The sequence below is a fragment of the Intrasporangium oryzae NRRL B-24470 genome, from assembly GCF_000576595.1.
GTDB lineage: Bacteria > Actinomycetota > Actinomycetes > Actinomycetales > Dermatophilaceae > Intrasporangium_C > Intrasporangium_C oryzae.
Genome location: NZ_AWSA01000070.1, coordinates 1 through 18,464, shown reverse-complemented (window position 1 = coordinate 18,464; position 18,464 = coordinate 1). Strand labels below are relative to the sequence as shown.

Below are 18,464 nucleotides of genomic sequence, written 5' to 3'. Positions count from 1 at the left end.
ATGGCCTCGTTTTCAAGCGTCGTCGACACTAACAGCCGCGAAGCGGGCGTTCTGGAAGTGGCCTCAGGGGAGTGACTGTGCTCTGGGGTGAACTTCCACGAGCCGCAGCAGGCTCCGGCGCGGTCGATGCAGGCCGGAACCATAGTTCGAGCATGATGAGCGGCGGCGCGGACCTGTGACCCCATTCGGACCGCGTTTCGGGGGGACCCGTGTGACTCCGGCGAACTCTCAGAGCTCGCCTGCGTGGCTTACCAGCGCCATTGAAAGCCTGCAGCGTCCCAGTCCGTTTCGAGGGCGGCCTGGAGCGAATTGAGGCGTTCGATTTCGGGGTTCGCGTCGCCGTTCTTGGACTCATGGCGTCTCTGCGGCTGTCGTCCAGGCAGTAGGCAGCGGCGAGTGGACTCCGCGACGCCGAGAGCGTGGGCAGGGACTGGCGGTCTGTGTGCCGGTCGCTCTAGGCGTCCGTTGTTCGTCGGGCAACCGCCGCGGCCTCGCCGCGGTTAGTAACGTCGAGCTTGGCGAGGATGCTGCTGACGTGGAGCGCGGCCGTCCTCTCGCTGATGAACAGGGTTCGGGCTATGGCGCGGTTTGTGGCTCCCTGGGCGAGCAACTCGAGTACGTCGCGCTCGCGCGGGGTCAGGCGGTCCAGCGGGCTGGGGCCATGTCCCGGGCCCGCAGGCAGCGAGACCCGGTGTCGTCGCGCCTCGGTGGCGGCCCGCTGCGAGAACCAGCGTGCCCCCATGGACTGGGCCGAGCGCCAGACCGCCACGAGGTGTTCCTTACCGGCGTCGCGCTTGCCGTGGCGGAGCTCCTCTAGCGACAGCTCGAGCTGGGGGCGCAGGGCGAAGAATGCGCCATAATGCGCGGCGAGTTCGACCGCGTGCGTCCACGAGTCGATCGCGGGGCGGCCTTCGAGCTGGGCGGCATACGCCTCCGCCGCGGCGTGCTGGGCGCCGTACCACGACTGGGCCCAGTCGTCAGTCAGAAACCTGCGGGCCACCGCTAAGGCGTCCGCCGCGGACTGTGGCAGGTCCTCGGGCACCGTGTAGGTCGTGTGAGCCGCTGCGGAGAGTGCCTGAAAGGCGCAGCGGGCCTGCACAGCGGCACTGGTCGGCGACTCAGGCTCCGGCGAGAGTAGCTGCCGGTGCGCCGTATCCACCTCGCGAGCCACGTCGCCGAGCTGCTCGAACAGCTCGACGCGCCGAACGGTGTCGTCTGGATCGCTCTGAGGTGCACGCAGGTCCGCCTGAATCGTCAGCTCCTCGATCGCTAGAGCCGCCTCGAGTTCACCTTCGGCGAGGAGCAGGTCTGCCTCGAACCATCGACTCCTGTTCTCGTCATAACCGGCACGGACCAGCCCGTCCAACCGCTGACGTGCCTCGGCCAGTCGTCCCTGCCAAATGAGAACCGCCAGCTCCTGCTCGCCGTTGAAGGTGGCGGCCCTGAGGAGTCCTTCACGGTATGCCGCAGACTCGCCCTGTCGAGCCAGGGCGCATCCCTCCTCGATGTGTCCGGAGCAGATCAGCCCCCAGGCGAGCTCCCCTTGGATCACCAGCGCGCTACCCGTGGCCTGCGCCCGCTGGGCGAGCGCGATGGACGATCGGAAGGCCAGGTTCCCTGCGGAAAGGCGCCCGAGGCACGAGAGCACCGTGCCCGCAAGAAATCGGGCGTCGTACTCGGCACTCAGCGACTCGACCCGCTGAGCGATTTCCACAGCCTCGTTTGCGGCTATGAGGGCCCGCGAGAACTCGTGGCCGCGAACGTGCAAGAGGGCCTTGGCCTTGAGTGCCCGCGACAGCTCGACGCTCGGTTGGTCCGAAGCGAGCGCGATAGAGCGTTCGACGGCCGTCCAGGGGTCGAGCAGCCCACCCCCATGGTGCCTGCCGTGCGCGACGACGGTGAGAACGCGGCTCGCCGCGAGTGGGTTGTCCACGGAGTCGAGGCGATCGACGGCCCGGCGCAGGAGGCCCTCGACGCGCTCGGCCTGGAAGAAGGTGAGCAGCGACTCGGCCGCCAGGGCGGCGACCTCGGCTTCCGAGATTCCTGCGAGCTGGGAGGCGTCGGGTACGTCGGGCCACAGCGCCAGGGCCGACTCGAAGTGGTCACCGGCCTCGCTCGCTCCTGAACGCTGGGCGGCACGGCCCGCGTTGATGTGGGCCAGCAGGGCCGTTCCTTGGTCGTCGGCGGCGGCGGCGTGCACGGCCAGCGCCGCGTTAGCCCGCCAACGCACGGCGGCGGACCCAACCTCCGTGCGCTCTCGCAGGATGTCGACGAACGCTCGGTGCAGTGCGACGCGCTCGCTTGGCAGGAGGCCGTCCTCGACGGCTTCACGTAGCAGCGCATGCCGGAACGCGAACTGGTCCCCGTGCCGTGTGAAGACGTTGGCCGCAAGCGCCTCCCGAGTCAGGGCCTCGAACCTCGTCGTGTCCAGACCGGATGCGTCGCGAAGCAAGTCGAGATCGAGGACAGCGCCGCCGACGGACGCCAGGCGCACCAGCGCGGCGGCCGGGGCCGACAGGCCCACCACGTGTCGCAGCAGCAGATCCCGCAAGGATGACGGCACCCGTTCACCGGGGGCGGTCATGATCTCCTCCGCATAGAGCGGGTTGCCGCGGGAACGGGCCATGATGGTGTCGAGCTCGGCCGCGGAGAGCGGCCGGCCCAAACGTCGGCGCCCGAGCTCGGCCACCCCGGCCTCGGTGAGCGGCTCCAAGGCCAGCCTTGTCGTTCCAGCAGAAAGGGACAGCTCGGAGATAGCGCTCCGGCCCGGATGCTCTGCCGTGAGGTCGTCCGATCTGGTCGTGACGACGAGCAGCATCGGGGCGCGGCTGGTGCGGACCAGTGCAACGACATAGTCCCTTGTGGAGCGGTCGGACCAGTGCAAGTCCTCGATCACGACAACGATCGCCTGCTCCCGCGCGAGCTCCGCGGTCGCGCCCAGAAGTCGCTCCAGGACGTTTCCCTCGGCGATCGCGTCGGGCGAGAGCCACTGAGCCGCAGTGGCATCCAGGCCTGGGAGGTGGGAGCGCGAGGCGACAACTTGACGCAGCGCCTCGGTCACCGGCGCGAAGGCAGTACCTGTCGCCAGATCCAGGCAATGGCCGACACCTCCGGCGAGTCCCAGCCGAAGGGCGTGGTCGAGGATGGCGTGAGCCAAGGTCGTCTTGCCCACCCCCGCATCCCCGACGACCAGCAGTGCCCGGGCCTGCGACGGGTCCCAGGGCTCGGGTTTTCCCGCGACCGACTTGAGCAGCCGGTCGGTCAGGGCCAGTTCCGGCTCGCGGCCAATCAGCGGCTCGCCCCCGCTCATGCTCCGACCTCCCCACGGGCGGCGCTGTTGTCTGATGACCCAGCCTAAAGCGCCCAGTGGCGTTGGTCCGAGGGTTCGGGGCGCGGAGCGTCAAAGCACGGCTGACGTGCCGACGTTGAGCATGAGGACGATGTCGTTGTGGATGTAACTCTCGGCCAGCGCCGGCCCCGAATGCCTGGGCCGGCCCGGCGCGGAGCGTCACCGCGCGGTTGGGCTAGCGCCTCTGGCAGTCCTCGATGTGCCGTTCGGCCGCTGGCGAAGAGCCCGCGCCAGAGACCGCGTAGGTGTGGTCTGCGGCGGAAGAGCTGTCGGGTCCACCGGCGATCTGGCCCGTGACGACGAAGCACCCATCGTTGCGATTGGGGTCGACGTTCGCCGGTCCCGAATCGCTGATCGACACCGACCCCGTGGGTGAATCAGGCATCTGCTGCAATGCGTACGCGCTCGCCGGCATGGCAAGACTGGCAATGGCGATCACGGTGACCGCAGTGGTGCGAAGGTTCATGGCGTGCTCCTGGATCGTGTTCGCCGGCACACTGCCGACGCCTTCCACTTTCCGGGGGCACACCCCGACGCCACATCGGTCGCCCTAACAGTCTTGCCCCGCGTGACTACCTATCCTCGGTACTCCACCACAGCGCGCGGCCCCGGTAACCGTGGCAACCATTACCTGGCGATTCAGCTTCCGCGACCACGACACCGAGCTGATCAGCGACTCCCTGCTAGAACGCAACGCGGCCGCCTACCTACCCCGCACGAACGCGCTGGACCACCTGTAACCAGCCACAGCCGGTTCGACGCTCGGTGCACCGTGACCCCCACGGCTGACACTTGAGCTACGGCCCCTCCAGACTTGCGTCCAGCCGCCGCCTGCCGGGTGCCATGGCGTTACCGGGCCCTGCCGGCGAGCGAGCTTGCGCTCGTTGTTCACTGTCTGCCCCGGTCGGGCGTTGGTCAGTGCTGGGTCACGGTGAGGCGAGGGTTCTCGGTTGCGACGACCTGCACCGTCCCGCCGATCGGGAAGGTCATGACGGGGTTGGTGTGACCGAAGTCGACGTTGGCGAGTACCGGCTTCCCGCCCAGGGAGGGGATGTCGGCGACGAGCGCCCGTAGGTCCTCGCGAGAGACCCCGCTGGCCTGCTGGAATCGTCCGATGACCAGAGCGCGCACTGTCTCGGCTCCGGGCTGCTGCATCAGAGAGTGGATGTCGCGGCGGAACTCGACGGGGTTGCTGATCTCATCGTCTTCCACGAACAGGACCATGTCAGCGATCGACGGCATGTAAGGAGTGCCCTGGAGCAGGTTGAGGGTGCACAGGTTCCCGCCGACGATGCGGCCCTCGGCTTGACCGGGGTGCAGGACCCACCAACCGTCGGTCGGCAGCCGGGTGCGGTTGGCCTGGTCGAGGAACCACAAGTCGTCGGTGAACCACGTCCCCGGCTCGACGACGACCGGGTCGTTACTCATGAGGGTCTGACGGAACCACTCCCGAGTCCGCTCACCGAGGTCGCGCATCCCGAAGGTCGACCAGTGCGGCCCGGAGTACGTGACGACCCCCGTCGTGGCGGTGATGGCGTTCTGCAGCGCTGTGATGTCGGAGTACCCACACAGGATCTTCGGGTTGTCGCCGATCAGGTCGAAGTCCACGTGAGGCAGCAGCTCGTTGCTGTTGAAGCCGCCGATGACGGTCAGCAGCGCGTCGACCGACGGATCGACGTACGCAGCGTGCAGGTCGGCGACGCGCGACGCGATCGAGGACGAGTCGTAGCGGTCGCGTTCGTCAACGTGCTCGCCATAGGAGATGCGCAGCCCGAGGTCGGCCAGGTGCCGCTCTGCGATGACGGCGTTGTTGTTGCCTGCGGTGGTCATGGCGCGCGAGCGTGCGGGCGCCACCACCCGGACGTGAGAACCGGGCCGCAACTTCGGGGGGAACACGTACTCCATGCGCAGAGGCTATCGGCCGGCTCATACCCCGACTGGTGCGACGAGACCCGCGTCTATCCGCCGCGGGTCGGGCAAGACAGAGAACGGACAAGCAGAGAGTGGTTGAGACCCGCCAGAAGTCCCGCTGGACGGGGCAGCCAGCCACCTCGTCAGTTACCCAAGCCGGCGGAGGGCTCACTGTAGAGAACGGCGAACCGCTGAAGGACGACCGGCATGTCCCGGCTGAAGCCACGGCCGTGCACCGCGTGCTCGGTGAAGAACCGCTCGTGCACCTCGCGCCAGGTGCCCAGCGACCGGTCGCCCTCACCCTCAAGGAACGCGTGCTCGGCGCCTACCTCGTCAAAGGGGACGATGTCGACCTGAGTCGTCACGATCAAGGCGTGCGGCACCCCCCGACCGTCGGTGACGATGTCAAGAGCTCCAGGCGTGGGCAGTTCCTCACCCTCCGCCTCGTAGTCCCACAGCGCGCCGGAAGTCGCGGTCTTGATACCGGATAACACGAGCGCGAGAAGCTCGTCGGCCTGCTCGGGTGTGGCCCCGAAGGCCCATGCGGGCGGCCGAAGGGACCCCATGGGCCGCTCCCCGGTGTAGAACCCGGTCGGGTTGAGCTTGGCGCGCATCCTGGCGACCTGCCAGAAGGACTCGATCACCGACGAATCTTCAGAACCCGGCTCGGCTGCATCCATGACCCGAGGCTAGCCCCAGACGGACACGCTCATGACCCTCCTGCCTCCGCCACTCACGCCAACGAGCCCAGACTCCATTGAGTCGGGCGTCATGTTCCACCTGCGTCACAGCGCCGCTTGTCGACTACCCCCACGGCGACACAAGCACCTGTACCGCCCGACCGAGGCAGCAGCAGAATGGGATCGTCCTGGCGCGGAGAGTGGGGTCAGCCGAATGTTGTCGACCGTCGACCTGGCATACCCATTCGTGGGCCGTTGGCTGACCCAGAACAGCCCTGCGAACCGAGTGCCCAGTCACGGCACCGATCTGTTCGCCACCGCATTTGCGATCGACTTCGTCCCCGTCAACGAGGCAGGGCGAACAGCACCAATCACGTTCGGGTCGCTTCTGCGCCCCGAACCGGCAGAGCGGTTTCCGGGCTTCGGACGCCCCATCCTCGCACCCGTCCATGGCGTGGTCGTCGGCGTGCACGACACGGCGCCTGATCACCAGGCCTTCCGTGGGCTGCCCTCCGTTGGTTATGCCCTCACGCAGCGCCGCCGGGCAGCAGAAGGTTGGGTAGCGTTGGCTGGCAACCACGTGATGATCCAAACGCGTGACGGCTGGGTGATCGCGGTGTGCCACCTGCAACACCGCAGCGTCCAGGCACAGCTTGGTCGAAGCGTTGTGGTGGGCGAGCCGCTCGGGCATTGCGGCAACTCAGGCAACAGCACCGAACCGCATGTCCACCTTCAGGCCATCGACCGCTTGGACGTGCTGCACGCCTCCGCTGTCCCCATCACCTTCAGCGGCCGCCTACCCCGCAACGGCGAAGTCATCGACGCGGTGTGAAGGCACCCCTCCCACCCTGACAAACGCGAGCGCCTTCTTGTGCGAATAACCGCCGCCTGCCGAGCGGTGGCCGTGACATCGCTTCCATGTCGAGATCCGCGCGTGCGTGCTTCTCACTGAGGGCTGACTCACGGTGCCCTTCGCTCATGAACCCTACGAAGGATCCTGACGCGAGAGTTTGTCCAGGTCACGCCGGCAGAACCCGTGGTGAGCCCATTCCTCGTTGAGCACGGCGCCGAGGCATTGCCGCACTGTCCGCCCCTTGGCGTACGGGGGCCACCTGTCGTCGTCGGGGACCGGCGCGGTCTGCGCGAGCTGGTCAGGTGTCACCTGGTCCAGCCATGACTCGATCTTTGACGCCTGCCGGACTCGTACGGCGAGCACCTCGTTGAGGCTCGGTTGGGCGGACGGGTCGAGACCGTTCTCCTCCTGAGCCATGACGGACGGTGGCCCCAGTCCCATGGCCGTGAACGGCTCGGTGAGCCCGAGCACGCAGCGTCTGAACCAAGAGTCGTGAACGAAGACAAGGTGGCGCAGGGTTTCGACCATCGACCACTCGTCATCGACGCCGTGATGCTCGCTGTCCTCCGGCATGGACCGCACTCGTTCGGTGGTCCTCGCCCAATCCTCCCGCAGTCGCCGCCAGGCCTCTCGCAGGTCGTCCGGCTGGTCGGAGCGGATCAGCAGCCGGACCGGATGACGGCGATCGAGCTCCGCCTCGACGTACGACATCACCTCGACCCCGTTGACCACGAGATCGGTGACCAGGCCGTCGATCTCGGCGCCCTGCATGACCACGCCGACCATCCGCGCTCTACTCAGGTCGCATTCGCGGAACTCTGCCCCGGTGAGGTCCTCGTCGTCGAAGCGTCGCATGCAGACAGGGTAGGTCGCACCGCCGACGCCAAGCCGGACCTGCCGCGACACCTGCGTCCTTCCGGCACCCCTTTGTTGTCAACGGGTGGCCGACTCCGTTCTGGGGCTTGAGGTCTTCCGTGCGGAGTGGGGCGGTTGTAGCGTCGATTTCGCGGGTCCGGGAAGTGGCTGATCCGAAGTGTCGATGTGCGGGGGCAGGTCGACCGCGCTGGATTCTTGAGACGCCCCGCAGTGCCCTCCCGGGCCCGCCTCGAGGCTCGCTGCCGTCGCGGCTGCGGCGTCGGCGACGAGCTGGCGATAGAGCGCGTCGGAGATCCTGCGCTTAAGGCAGCGCAGCGCTTCGAGCTTCGTCTTGCCCGCGGCGAGCTTGCGCCGGTAGTAGGTCCGACCGGGGGTGTCGAGGCGGATCTGGCTGATCGCGGCGATGTGGATCATGTGGTTCATCCGGCGGTTCCCGGCTCGGGAGAGACGGTGCCGGTTCTGCTCACCCGAGGACGCGTCCAGGGGTGCGGTGCCGGTCGCGTCGATCAGCAGGAGGCGAACCGGTTGCGGTCGGGAAACCGGGCGATGTCGCCGACGTCAGCCAACGTCCGGGCGGCGACGACGGGTCCGATGCCGCGAAGGTCCATCAGCCGGGAGCCTCGCGCCTTGACCAGGACCTTGAGCTCGGCGGTGGCCTTCTTCATCTTCGCCTCGACCGCGACCAAGTCGGCCAGCTCCTCGGCGGCGATCCGGCGGCGGGTCTTGCCGGCGATGTCCCGCGGGCGCACCGACGCGAGAATCGCTCTGGCCTGCAAGGCCGTCAGGTCCTTCTTCGCCGTGCCGCCTACTAGCCGGCACCAGTTCAGCCAGCAGCCGGGGGAGCCGGTTGACGATCTGGACCCGCAGCCGGGTCAGCTCCTCGCGGCGGTCCGACAGCATCCGCAAAGCCTCGAGCTCACCGTCGAGCCGCAGCACCCGCAGGGTCTTGGTGCGGACTGCGACGACCGCGATGGAGTGCGCATCGAGCGCGTCGGTCTTGCGGCCCAGGCCGGTATCGAACAGCCGGACCCGCGCGGCGAGCGTCGCCGGGACGTCGACAACCTGTTCGCCGTCCTCGAGGAGCCGCTGCGCCAGCGGACGCCCGGCGCCGTTGCTGCCCTCGAGCGCCCACACCCGCTCCGGCCAGGACTTCACGTACGACCGCATCGCGGCGTAGCCGGCCTGGTGGCGGTCTCGCCCCTGGCACCGCGTCGCCAGCTGCATCTAGCGATGGTGTGCCACAAATGTGCCACACCATCTCCCAAGATGCGCTCTGCCTGCGCTCCGCAGCCCGCTGAACTGCGGAGACGTGAGTGGGGCAGCAGGGGCTTGAACCCTGGACCGACGGATTATGAGTCGGTGCGGGGTGAGGCTGTCGGCTTGTCCGAGGATCCGTTGGAGCACACGCCGATGGGCATCGGTTGATGGCGTTCAACCACCTTTGCGGAGCGGCTGTGCCCCCAGCGCGCCCCAGCGCGGCCGCCGCCACGTGCGCCGTCCTGGTCTGTGCACTGATGCCAAGGTGGCTCGGCTGGGAGGTCACGCGCAGAAGGCGCACGCGGAGCTCGGAACGCGGGCGGTAGGGCTAGCCAGGTGCTTGTGGTGGGCAGTGGTCCTCCATGGGACGGTGCCCGAGCTGCGACGGCTGGGGCCTCCCTCGTCCAGGCGCCTGAGTCCCGGCCGATCACCGATGGGGCGACTGAGAGTGTCGTCAACAGGTCGGGCTCCGCCGTGAGCTCGTCATAAAGCGTGGGGGCGGCGGGGTGCGCGAGGACGGCGCGCCAGCGCCGCCCGCAGCGCGGGGTCCCCGACGCGGGTCCCCGCGCTTTTCTGCGCCGCAGGCGCAGCTTGAGCCAGTACAGAAACTCTTCACCGACTCGAATCCCGATTGCGCGGCCCGTGGATCCTGCGTGCTCGGGGAGCGGCACGTCCGGACGTCAATGGGGGTCTTGGTCCGGTAGCCACTCAAGCGCGCGTCCGTGATCCTGGCGGAGGGATGAGATAGGTCATGCGCCGTTCGGTGGACACTACGGTGTTGTCGGTGAGCGATTCCAAGTCCATGGTGCAGGTGAGGTTCCACCTCGTGCCCGACGCCCAGGCCCGCACGTCCGTAGAGAGCGAAGGCCTGTGGGCCTCCGATTTGGGTGACGGGACATTCCGCTTGGCGAACGTCCCTTGGTTCGTGACCGGAGTGGCATTCGACGACATCGTGGAGGCGGAGACCGGCGCCGACGGGAGACTTTGGGTCACCCGGGTTCGTCAGTGGTCCGGTCGCAACGTCGTACGAGTCTCGCTCAATGTCCAGGGCGATCCTGACGCCGTTGTCGAACACGTCGGAACGGAGTTCACGAATCTCGGCGTCGATGCGGAGGGCATGGGGCCACCGAGTTGGATGCTTGCGCTTGACATCCCTGCGGAAGCCGATTTGGGGGCAATCAAGAGTCTGCTTCGTGCTGGCGCCGAAGCCGGCCGGTGGACCTTTGAGGAAGCGTGCGTTGGCGCGCGGTGGGACGACCTGTAGTCCTTCGACTCGGTCGTACGACTCTCGGGCCGGGGAGAGCCACCGACAGTCGGCCGCACGGCTGGCCATAGGCCATCGTCACGTCGGCACGACCGAGTGGCGGCAATTCCGGGCGTCTACCGCTTTGAGAATCCCCAGAGTGGGGGGTACAGCACCTCGAGGAAGTGTCCCCACCGCTGCCCATCACGCCGAGCCTCTACGTACGCCCGCCAGTTGCGTCCGACGGCTCGGTTCAGGAAGAGGCAGTAAGCACCCCCCAACGAGAGAAGCACCGCTGGCACCGCGTCGTCGCTTCTCGGCCCGCCGACACCGACGAAGGTGGCCACGGCGGCCGAAGCGAAGGCGACCAAGGCCATTGCGACCGCGACCGCGCGATACGCCCAGATGAAGAGGCGCCGACCCGTGAGTCCGTCCATCCACGGCGCTTCATGATGCGGCGTTCCCCCACCGGGAAGGTCTGTGTCTGGCACAGGCAAAGCCTCGCATGGCGAGGGCGTCGCCCCTCGCACTCATCGGCACGACCACGCGGGTCGCGGCAGAAGAGGACGTTCACTCGACCGGACATAGGCGGGGAGCAGCCCCCGCGGTTTGCAGTCCGCTCAGGCGCAGGTGCAGTAGGTGATGACGTAGAACAGCCATACGGCTGTTACGAGCAAGGCGCCGGAAGCGATGGCGGCAACCCGCCGACCCTGCCCACGCTCGCGGGCCTGTCGTGCGTTTGGCCGGAGGCTCCAGGCGCCGTAGCCGAGCAAGCAGGCCATCGCCGCACTAGCGGTGACCGTCGCCACCGGGTGGCGATTCCACCCCCAGATGAAGGCCGCGATCACAGCCCCAGCGACTGAGCACGCGAGAACCGCGAAGAGGCCCTCTGCAACGGCCTCACCCACTAGCTCCGCAACCTTCGAGCCGATCCGCCGGGGTAGCGATGGCCGTGGCCGGCTCAGCTCCTGGGTCACACCTTGATGCTCTCATGCTCGAGGCCCGACCAACCGGCCGGCGCGATGCACGCGACGCCGCAAAGTCGGGTGTGTCAGATCGTGATGCCCCGGGCCTTGAGTCGCTCACCTATCGGGCCAGAAGCCCAATCGCGGTCGTAAAGGCTCACCTGCACGCGAGTTGTGGCGGGATGACCTTGCAAGCCCTTGGGCAGGGTCGTGCTTTGGTTGCGATGGTCCAGGGCGAGGATCCTGCTTTCGGCGAGGATGAGCTCGTCGGCCTTGACGAGGCCGCGACGACGGCCGCGGTCGACCCCAACGACCGTATGCCACGGGGCATCCAAGCGGTACTTGTCGCGCTGCAGTTGGACACCCTCGTCACTCAGTGTCAGCGCGCGCCGCGATGCCCGAAGCATGCTCCATGTCCCAAACGCCAAAAGCACCAGCACTGCCGGTACCGCGAGCACGACGGGCCTGATGAGGACGAGCAAGAGAATGGCCAGCACGGATGGCACGAGAAAGGCCTCGAGAAGTACGAAGGACTTTCGGACGCGGAAGGTGCTCACACGGGCACGGTAGTCGCCGGGCGGTTGGCGCGGTTGATCCGCCGGCCGAGCCGCCTCCCACCGGCGGCAGATGGGGACGTTCCCGATGCCGTCGTGAGTAGTACGCGTCAGCGTTGGACAGCCGGTAGGTCGATGACCCTTTCAACAAGACGATGCCCCTGTAGTAGTGCCTTCAGGCGCCGCAGTGGCCAAGAGGTGGTCCGTCCCTCGAGTCGGTTGGGACCGTCCGGGTCGACCACCAGCTGCGAGTGCACCACGACGCCGCCACCAAGGCGCAATGTCACCCTCGTGGGGCCTCGCGTGGCAGCCGCGGCAAGATCGATGCGGCCCTGGAAAGCTTCGATGCGGTCGCGGTCCTCGTAGGCAAAGTCCGTGTCGGTGTGGCCCTCGAAGTCGAGGTGGTACACCTCGGCGCCGGCGTGGACGTACACGGCCGCCACTCGCGACGGGTCGGCCAGGAGCCCAACCTCAGCGCGAAGATCCTCTCCCGGTCCGCCGGCTGATTGCACGGTCCAAGTGTGTCCCGGATGCCTCGCCATCAGTTCTGGCGCAAGCTCTGCCAAGTCCGCGGTATCCACGAGGCGAGTCAAGCATGCGGGCGGCTTCCTCCGCCCGGGGACCCGACAGCTCCACCGCCTCGCAGCACGCGCCGGACGCGGCTACTAGACCGGGCCCCGCTTGGGGCTTCGGCCAGCTGGCTCAGCGATGAGGGGCGTGGGCCTATCGTGGCGCTACCAGTCGCGGTGCGTGTTCACGGCGCGCATGACGGTTAGTGCGGCTTCCTCGGGGTCTACGGCCACGGCCGCGGCGTCGGTGACAAGGCGGTGCAGCGCCTCGAGGAGCTCGTCGCGCTCCTCGGTCATGAGTAGATGGCCCGGGCCGGCCACCTCGTTGAACGACTCGGCAAACGCCGCGCCGAGGGAGGTCAGCTGCTCGCGGCGCTCGGCCGCGCTCATGTCGGCCTGAAGGACCTCCCGAATGGGGCGAGTGCTGGCCTTCCATGCTGTCAAGGCCTTCTTGTAGGTGCGGTTCGAGATGCCCTCTCGGCCGTCCCAGGCGCGCAGGGGGTTGTCGACGTTTTCGCGCACCCACTCCGGGGTCCGCGCTTTGCTGATCGACAGGTAGACGCCCTTGCTCGCCTCTGGGGTCCAAGCCCGTCGCATGGCGTAGGCGTATTCAGCTGGGACGCAGTCCAGGGAGATGTACTCCATCTCGGCCAGGTGGGCAGGGTCGAGCAGGTCGTGGGCGGTCATGCCGAACATCTCGTGGACGTCGATGCGTCGTAGCTGCTGGAGCCGGTTGAACTCGGAGGCGTTGACCAGGCGGCCCATCTCACCCCAGATGTTCAGCCGGGTGAGGTTCGGGAAGGTGGAGGCGATGCGGGCGCAGTCGACCGACTGCATCACGTAGATCGAAAGGGCGCGGACCTCCGGGGCGGCCGCGGCCGGAGGGAGCTCTTCCCCGTCCTCGTACTGCCGGAACTCCGGGCCCTCCTCAGTGTAATCTCGCTCCCCGGCCTCCCAGCGTCGACGCCAGTGCAGCTCCAACCCGACCGACCACCCTGTCGACCAAGTGCCTGATCCCTTTGTCGTCAACAGTGGTGCGGCGCCGAGGTTCTTGTAGCTGCGGGGCAGCACCCACTCGCGGTGGGACTGCGCGAACTCATACCTCCCGTGATGGGTCAAGCGCAGGGCAGAGAGTGGCCCCAGGTCCGCGACGTTGTGGGGCTCCGGCCCGGACCAGTCCAGGTCGAGCACGTCGGCGTCCTGGGACCGGTCGTGCACCGAGATGATCTGCGCGGCCGACCATTCGCCGAGCTCTGGGCAGTACGTCGCCACGACGTCCCCCGGAGCGATGGGGCGGGGTGGGGCCTGCGGTCCGCGTGAAGGCACGCCACATGCTATGAGCGGCGGGTCATCGAACCTCCGCAACACGACGAATGGGCTCAATTCCGTCGCAGAAGATCGGGCTCACGAATGACCGCTCATCGGCATGTGAGTGAAACTTCGACCGCGCGACACACGGCGTGTTTCTTCGTCGTTCGCCGCCCTGAGCGGGGATGGTGGTGAGTGCGGACACACCCACACAAAAGACCTGAACTGACAAAAACTGCGGGCTTGATGCCCTGGGGGTCGGCTCCCCACCCCGGCCAGAGGCCATCCACACGAATAGCCGCCACACACACGACACGCATCTTCTGGTCCGCCATTTTCTTCGTGACCTTTGACGTCGTCTCTTGACGTGACCTGGCGTGTGCGCGGCTCCCCGCAGCGCCGGCATCTTCTTCTCGATCGTTTCTGGGCCGCCCTTTCGGACCGGGTGTGCCGTGCAGCGGGAGCCGCAGTATCTGCACGGCACACCCACCCGGACCGCTAGGGAAGGGGGTGGCCGCCATGACCCGGGAAACACGAGAGCGTGTCTGGGACGCCGTCCCCCTCCGCTCGACAGAGCAAGCCGGTGAGGGCCAACCGCTGGATCTGGGCCACCTCGACGCGGCGACCGAGGCACAGGTGCTCGCGCGGCTGCTGTCGCGGGACTTTGATGCCTGGTCCGAGGCTGCCGCCCGGGTCGGGCACTGCGCCAAACCGGTCCGCCTCCACGGCTCGTCCCAGACGGTCGACACCCGCACCGGCGAGGTGCTCTCGAGCTTCTCCTCGTCCGACAGCCCCCTTGGGGTGCTGCACGTCCGGTGCGGCAACCGTCGCGCCGCCGACTGTCCGTCGTGCTCCCGCCTGTACGCGGCGGACACGTTCCACCTGATCCGGGCCGGTGTCACCGGCGGCAGAGGCGTCCCCGAGGAGGTCGGCGAGAACCCGCTGGTGTTCGCGACGCTGACCGCGCCCTCGTTCGGGCTCGTGCACGGCACCCGCGGCGGCCGCACCTGCCGACCCTTCACCCTCAGAGGCCAGGACCGGGTCTGCGAGCACGGGCGGCCGACGGTCTGCCACGCCAGACACGCCGACGGCGACGAGCCGCTGGGGCAGCCGCTGTGCCGGGACTGCTACGACTACGAGAGCCACCTGGTGTGGCAGTGGTGGGCCCCGGAGCTGTGGCGCCGGTTCACCATCGACCTGCGCCGCACCCTCGCCAAGCAGCTCGGCGTCATCGAGTCGAGGCTGGCGGAGCTGGTGACGGTGCAGTACGCGAAGGTTGCCGAGTACCAGCTGCGCGGGATCGTGCACTTCCACGCCCTGATCCGGCTCGACGGGCCCAAGACCATTGACGGGTTCGCGCCTGCGCCCGCGGGGCTGACAGCAGCGCTGCTGGCCCTCCTGGTCGAGCAGGCAGGCGCCGGGGTCTCCTTCGACGCGCCGTCGCTGCACGAGGGGGACGTGACCCGTCGGCTGCGGTTCGGCGCCCAGTTCGACGCCCGCCCGATCGCCGCCGCCCGCCGCACCGACGACCCGGACCGAGCGCTGACCCCGGAGCAGGTCGCCGGCTACCTGGCGAAGTACGCGACGAAGTCCGCCACCGACTCCACGAACACCCACGGCCCCCACGCCCGCCGGCTGCGCGCCACCATCGTCACGATCGTCGACCGGCAGCGGGCCGAGTCGGCCGCGAGCGACCAGCCGATGGCCGAGCACCCGTACGGGCTGCTGTTCAAGTGGCGGCACATGCTCGGCTTCCGCGGCCACTTCTCCACCAAGTCCCGCCGCTACTCGGTCACCCTCGGGCAGCTGCGCCGGCGCCGGGTCCGCTATGAACGGGCCCTGGCCGCCGCGCACCGGGAGGGTCGGACCCTCCATGTCCGCGACCTCGACGACCTCCTGCAGGACGACGCCGAGGAGACCACCCTCGTCGTCGGCCAGTGGACCTACGCCGGGACCGGCTGGGACACCGACGGCGACACCGAGCTCGCCAAGGCCGCCGCTGCCCGCGCCCGCGAGTACGCCCAGGAACGAGCAGCGGCCAGGAACGAGCAGCGAACAGGACGAGTAGCGAGCAGGAAGGAAACCGACTGTGAGAGAGGAAGGTTCGGCAGATGAGTGAGCCGGAGAGACTGTGGACGTTGAAGGACGTGAGTGACTACCTACGGGTTCCAGTCGGCACCATCTACCAGTGGCGGGTCCGAGGTGGGGGTCCGCCCGCGATGCGGATCGGGCGGTACCTGCGTTTCGACCCGGACTCGGTCAAGGCATGGTCCCGGGCCAAGCTCGAGGCCGCCTGAGATGGCCAGCATCGGCAAGAACCCGAGGGGCGCGGGCTGGCAGGCGCGGTGGCGTGACCCCGGTGGGCGGCAGCGGAAGAAGAACTTCGCGCGTAAGGTCGACGCCCAACGGTGGCTCGACCAGATGCAGGCTGAGCGTCACCGGGGCCAGTACATCGACCCGATCGCGGGCAAGGTGCGCGTGCGTGACGTCGCGGAAGGCTGGGCCTCGGGCCTGACCCACCTGAAGGTCTCGACCGCCACGCGCTACCGGGGGCTGCTGACCGGCCACATCCTGCCGCGCTTCGGGTCCTGGGCAATCGCCGACCTTCGGCACACGGACGTCCGTGACTGGGTGCGGGACCTGTCCGCCAGTGGCCTCTCGGCCGGCAGCGTGCGACAGGCCCACCGGGTGCTCTCGTTGATCCTTGCCGAGGCGGTCAAGGACGGTCGGATCTCCCGCAACGCCGCTGCGGGCGTGCAGCTGCCGCGAGCGGTGCGGCTCGAGCCCCGCTTCCTGTCGGCGGAGGAGGTGGGCCGGCTCGTGGCGGCCGCCGGCAGTAACGGGCTGTCGGTCGCCGTGCTGGCGTTCTGCGGGCTGAGGTTCGGCGAGCTGTCAGCCTTGAAGGTGCGGCGGGTCAACCTGTTGCGTCGCCGGCTCGTCGTGGCCGAGAGCGTGACCGAGGTCGGTGGCCGGCTGGTCTGGTCCACCCCGAAGACGAACCGGACCCGGCCGGTGCCGTTCCCGCCGGCGCTCGGGCCCGGCATCGAGGCCCTGTGCGCTGGTAAGGGGCCGGATGACCTCCTGTTCACCGCGCCCGGTGGGGGAGCGGTGCGTCTGGGGAACTGGCGTCACCGAGTGTTCGACCCGGCCTGCCGGGAAGCGGGTCTGGTCAACGTGAGACCTCACGACCTGCGGCACACCGCGGCCTCCCTGGCGATCGCCGCGGGCGCGAATGTGAAGGCGGTGCAGCAGATGCTGGGGCACGCGTCCGCGGCGATGACGCTCGACGTGTACGCCGGTCTCTTCGGCGACGACCTGGACGCCGTCGCGCTGGCGCTCGACGGGCTTGTGCCCCCGATGTGCCCCCGCGACCCTGCCGAGGCCCCGAAGGAGAGGCGACAACATGCCACCGATGCCGTCTGACCTGCGCAAACGTGTGGTGGGGCAGCAGGGGCTTGAACCCTGGACCGACGGATTATGAGTCCGCTGCTCTGACCGGCTGAGCTACTGCCCCGGGACCGCGTGCGCGCAGCGTCGCGGGTCGGGTTGGAGTCTAGCGACCGATTCGGGGCGCGCAGCGCTCACCCTCTAGGCTCGCCAGAGACCAGACGACGGGCCGAGGGTAGGCCGCCACCAGCACGAGAGGGACATGCGCATGAGTGAGGGGATCCGCGTCGCCGCGGTCGACGACGTCGAGCCGGGGGAGGCGGTCGTCCTGCCGACCGAGCTCACCGGCACCCCCGAGGCGATCGCCCTGTTCCGCGACGACGACGGGACTTACTACGCCCTCGACGACACGTGCTCGCACGAGGAGGCCTCACTCGCCGAGGGCTGGGTCGAGGCGGGCGAGGTCGAGTGCCCGCTCCACTCGGCGCGCTTCTGCCTGCGCACCGGTGAGGCGCTGTGCCTCCCGGCCACCAAGCCGGTGCAGGCCCACAAGGTCGAGGTGCGCGACGACGAGGTCTTCCTCAGCCCGGGCGTCGCACCTACCTCCTGAGCCACGCCTCTAGCGTCCGAAACGTCTGGTGCGCCTGTGCGTGGTGGTGCACAATGGGTCACGTGCCCGCCCCGTGCGGGCACAGCGGCATACCGCTCGACTGTTCGACAGCGTGACTGACCGATCGGTGCAGAGGTCGTTGGGGAAGACGTCCCTCGCACACAGGAGGTCCGGATGTCTGTCGCCATGTCGCGCGTCGTCACACGTGGGGTCGTGTTCGTGCACGGAGCCCCCGCTGCGCTCTGCCCGCACGTCACGTGGGCGGTCGAGGCCGTCCTCGGCGAGCGCGTCCACTTCGACTGGATCCCCCAGCCGGCTGCGCCGCGGATGCTCCGCAGCGAGCTGTCGTGGTCGGGTCCAGCCGGCACCGGAGCCCACCTCGCGAGCGCTCTGCGCGGGTGGGACGGACTGCGCTACGAGATCACGGAGGAGCCTTCGGCGGGGTCCGACGGCGCCCGTTGGTCGCACACGCCGAGCCTTGGGATCCACCACACGATGATCTCGGTCTCCGGCGACGCCGTGATCCACGAGGACCGCCTCCGTGAGGCCATCGCACGGACCCGCGGCGACGTCATCGCCCTTCAGGAGGAGATCGACCTGCTCCTCGGGGCCGCCTGGGACGAGGAGCTCGAGCCATTCCGCTACGCAGGCGACGGCGCCCCCGTACGCTGGCTGCATCAGGTGGGGTGAGTTGCCCCAGCCCGCGCCGTGACCTCCTCGGCGCGGGACGACGAAGGGCCCGGGCGGTTCGTGCGCCCGGGCCCTTCGCGTCCCCCGCAGTGCCTCGACCCCGGCACGTATGCCGCTGGGCCGGCTCTGCGGGGAGGGTGCCCTGCGACGCCCACTCGGGCTGCGACGCAGGGCACCGTTCCGCTAGGGCGTGTCTGCTAATTGATTCGCGT

Annotated in this window: 17 protein-coding genes, 1 tRNA gene and 1 pseudogene; 7 read left to right on the top strand and 12 right to left on the bottom strand. The window is 68.5% G+C overall.

The window, feature by feature from the left end:
* Window positions 1–454 precede the first annotated feature (454 nt).
* The 4 genes from N865_RS19925 to N865_RS19910 all read right to left on the bottom strand — a co-directional run bounded on the left by N865_RS19925 (window position 455) and on the right by N865_RS19910 (window position 5,940).
* A complete protein-coding gene (locus N865_RS19925) occupies window positions 455–3,310 on the bottom strand; it encodes an ATP-binding protein (RefSeq protein ID WP_034809933.1) in 2,856 nt (951 codons plus the stop codon).
* Between the two features lie 214 nt (window positions 3,311–3,524).
* The gene (locus tag N865_RS22025; RefSeq protein WP_051511158.1) at window positions 3,525–3,815 is read right to left on the bottom strand and encodes a hypothetical protein; all 291 of its coding nucleotides are present in this window, start codon (window positions 3,813–3,815) and stop codon (window positions 3,525–3,527) included.
* A 449-nt stretch (window positions 3,816–4,264) separates the two neighbouring features.
* Window positions 4,265–5,254 carry a S66 family peptidase gene (locus tag N865_RS19915; RefSeq protein WP_051511155.1) on the bottom strand — a complete coding sequence of 330 codons (990 nt, stop codon included), beginning with the start codon at window positions 5,252–5,254 and terminating at the stop codon, window positions 4,265–4,267.
* 149 nt (window positions 5,255–5,403) lie between these two features.
* Entirely contained in the window at window positions 5,404–5,940 is a 537-nt protein-coding gene (locus tag N865_RS19910) for an ASCH domain-containing protein (RefSeq protein WP_051511152.1), read from the bottom strand.
* A gap of 214 nt (window positions 5,941–6,154) precedes the next feature.
* Here N865_RS19910 and N865_RS19905 point away from each other — a divergent pair, with 214 nt between their 5' ends.
* A complete protein-coding gene (locus N865_RS19905; protein ID WP_034809927.1) occupies window positions 6,155–6,772 on the top strand; it encodes a M23 family metallopeptidase in 618 nt (205 codons plus the stop codon).
* Between the two features lie 153 nt (window positions 6,773–6,925).
* Here the strand turns inward: N865_RS19905 and N865_RS19900 are convergent, their stop codons facing one another.
* The 4 genes and pseudogenes from N865_RS19900 to N865_RS23770 all read right to left on the bottom strand — a co-directional run.
* Window positions 6,926–7,648, bottom strand: coding sequence for a DinB family protein (locus N865_RS19900; RefSeq protein ID WP_034809950.1), 723 nt, complete (start codon window positions 7,646–7,648; stop codon window positions 6,926–6,928).
* A 78-nt stretch (window positions 7,649–7,726) separates the two neighbouring features.
* Window positions 7,727–8,176: a transposase gene (locus N865_RS23630; RefSeq protein ID WP_281173522.1), complete on the bottom strand. Its 450-nt coding sequence runs from the start codon at window positions 8,174–8,176 to the stop codon at window positions 7,727–7,729.
* A complete protein-coding gene (locus tag N865_RS23775) occupies window positions 8,176–8,418 on the bottom strand; it encodes a transposase (RefSeq protein ID WP_281173521.1) in 243 nt (80 codons plus the stop codon). The genes N865_RS23630 and N865_RS23775 overlap by 1 nt, the downstream gene beginning before the upstream one ends.
* A 76-nt stretch (window positions 8,419–8,494) precedes the next feature.
* Window positions 8,495–8,836, bottom strand: a pseudogene (locus N865_RS23770) (IS110 family transposase); the annotation flags it as partial.
* An 874-nt stretch (window positions 8,837–9,710) separates the two neighbouring features.
* On the opposite strand from N865_RS23770, the gene N865_RS19890 reads away from it, so the two are divergent.
* Window positions 9,711–10,190, top strand: a complete 480-nt coding sequence (locus N865_RS19890) for a DUF4265 domain-containing protein (protein ID WP_169735770.1) — start codon at window positions 9,711–9,713, stop codon at window positions 10,188–10,190.
* A 1,030-nt stretch (window positions 10,191–11,220) separates the two neighbouring features.
* Here N865_RS19890 and N865_RS19875 read toward each other — a convergent pair.
* The 3 genes from N865_RS19875 to N865_RS19865 form a co-directional block, all read right to left on the bottom strand.
* A complete protein-coding gene (locus tag N865_RS19875) occupies window positions 11,221–11,691 on the bottom strand; it encodes a hypothetical protein (protein ID WP_034809923.1) in 471 nt (156 codons plus the stop codon).
* A 107-nt stretch (window positions 11,692–11,798) separates the two neighbouring features.
* On the bottom strand, window positions 11,799–12,269 hold the full coding sequence (locus N865_RS19870) for a hypothetical protein (protein ID WP_157557795.1): 471 nt from the start codon (window positions 12,267–12,269) through the stop codon (window positions 11,799–11,801).
* A gap of 153 nt (window positions 12,270–12,422) precedes the next feature.
* Window positions 12,423–13,583: a hypothetical protein gene (locus tag N865_RS19865; protein WP_034809943.1), complete on the bottom strand. Its 1,161-nt coding sequence runs from the start codon at window positions 13,581–13,583 to the stop codon at window positions 12,423–12,425.
* 501 nt (window positions 13,584–14,084) lie between these two features.
* On the opposite strand from N865_RS19865, the gene N865_RS19860 reads away from it, so the two are divergent.
* From N865_RS19860 to N865_RS19850, 3 genes are read left to right on the top strand one after another with little or no spacing between them, the layout of a single operon-like run.
* Window positions 14,085–15,680, top strand: a complete 1,596-nt coding sequence (locus N865_RS19860; RefSeq protein WP_157557794.1) for a replication initiator — start codon at window positions 14,085–14,087, stop codon at window positions 15,678–15,680.
* Window positions 15,677–15,862 carry a helix-turn-helix transcriptional regulator gene (locus N865_RS19855; RefSeq protein ID WP_034809918.1) on the top strand — a complete coding sequence of 62 codons (186 nt, stop codon included), beginning with the start codon at window positions 15,677–15,679 and terminating at the stop codon, window positions 15,860–15,862. The genes N865_RS19860 and N865_RS19855 overlap by 4 nt, the downstream gene beginning before the upstream one ends.
* Before the next feature lies 1 nt (window position 15,863).
* A complete protein-coding gene (locus N865_RS19850; RefSeq protein WP_051511142.1) occupies window positions 15,864–16,988 on the top strand; it encodes a tyrosine-type recombinase/integrase in 1,125 nt (374 codons plus the stop codon).
* 14 nt (window positions 16,989–17,002) lie between these two features.
* Here N865_RS19850 and N865_RS19845 read toward each other — a convergent pair.
* Window positions 17,003–17,079, bottom strand: a tRNA-Ile gene (locus N865_RS19845).
* Between the two features lie 141 nt (window positions 17,080–17,220).
* Between N865_RS19845 and N865_RS19840 the strand changes: the two genes are divergently transcribed.
* A complete protein-coding gene (locus N865_RS19840) occupies window positions 17,221–17,562 on the top strand; it encodes a bifunctional 3-phenylpropionate/cinnamic acid dioxygenase ferredoxin subunit (protein ID WP_034809937.1) in 342 nt (113 codons plus the stop codon).
* 174 nt (window positions 17,563–17,736) lie between these two features.
* Window positions 17,737–18,252, top strand: coding sequence for a DUF3145 domain-containing protein (locus N865_RS19835; RefSeq protein ID WP_084328408.1), 516 nt, complete (start codon window positions 17,737–17,739; stop codon window positions 18,250–18,252).
* Window positions 18,253–18,464: the final 212 nt, after the last annotated feature.